Source organism: Lactiplantibacillus sp. 7.2.4 (assembly GCF_018991185.1).
GTDB classification, from domain to species: domain Bacteria; phylum Bacillota; class Bacilli; order Lactobacillales; family Lactobacillaceae; genus Lactiplantibacillus; species Lactiplantibacillus pentosus.
The window spans coordinates 1-1,178 of the sequence record NZ_JAGYGS010000138.1; the positions used below are offsets into that span (position 1 = coordinate 1).

The following is a 1,178-nucleotide window of genomic DNA, read 5'->3' on the forward strand; positions in this document are numbered from 1 at the left end:
GCCGGATTTAAAATTGAAGTGCAACATATAAAAAACTAGACCAAAAGGCCATGAAGACCTATTCTTAAATCAACCACGAACTAAGAAAGGAATGTCTTCATGACCCAAAACCAGAATACCACGTCTAGAACTTACCAACAACTCCAACCATGCGAACGAGGCGAAATTATGGCCCTTCACAATGAAAATTGGCCCGCTAGTCAGATTGCCAAAAAGCTTCATCGCGACCGGAGTACTATCACGCGTGAACTCAATCGTGGCGCCACCCGTCAAATTGGCGCTAATCACAAGCCTTACCACGTTTACTACGCCGAGACGGCCCAAATACTTCACGGCGACCGCCGTGCCGCTTGTCATGCGGTTAGCTGGACAGATAAGGCGCCCAAGTTCTTCGATTACTTAACCAGCGAGCTCCATAAAAAGCCTCGGGAACAGAGCGTCGACACCTGCGTTCATAAGTACAAAATGGCTTGGCCAGATCGTCCTTGCCCGTCAACGCCGACTGTCTATCGCTACATCGATGCCGGGCTACTAGATGTGACGAATAGCGACCTGCCGATGAAGCTTCGCCGCCATGTGAGATCAGGTCACAAAACTCATCAACGTAAGAATAAACGGGCCCTAGGTAAATCCATTGAAGACCGTCCAGCTGCCGCTAATGACCGGACTGAAATCGGTCACTGGGAAGGTGACCTGGTCAAGGGTAAACGGGTTGCCAGTGAACCAGCCCTGTTGACTTTGACGGAGCGTGTTAGCCGTTATGAAATCATCCTCAAGATTGCGAATTATCACGCCGACACTTGTCGCCAAGCGGTTCAAGACGCGATTGATGATTACGGTCCAGAGCACTTTAAAACGCTAACGTTCGACAACGGTTCTGAGTTCGCCGACTTGTCCAAGGTACAAGGGACAACGGTCTATTTCGCACACCCATATTCACCTTGGGAACGAGGGACTAATGAGAATCAAAACCAGTTGATCAGGGAGTTCATCCCTAAGGGCAAGTCAATGAAATCCCTAACACTCTCGTTAATCCAAGCTATCCAAGATGCACTCAACCAACGACCACGTAAGCTCCTAGGTTATAAGTCAGCGATGGATATCTTGCCAGACTTTGATTAACTAGGCCAATGTTTAAGGATAGGTCAGGTATGTTGCACTTGATTTGACAATTCGGG

General features: G+C 48.5%; 1 protein-coding gene. It reads left to right on the plus strand.

The window, feature by feature from the left end; genetic code table 11:
* The first annotated feature begins 99 nt into the window (after positions 1 to 99).
* Positions 100 to 1,122, plus strand: coding sequence for an IS30 family transposase (locus KGF70_RS16880; protein ID WP_216786522.1), 1,023 nt, complete (start codon positions 100 to 102; stop codon positions 1,120 to 1,122).
* Positions 1,123 to 1,178 lie beyond the last annotated feature (56 nt).

What these genes read in the sequence shown, in the direction of transcription:
- KGF70_RS16880 (WP_216786522.1), top strand. Translation starts at nt 100, where the DNA reads ATGACCCAAAACCAGAATACCACGTCTAGAACTTACCAACAACTCCAA.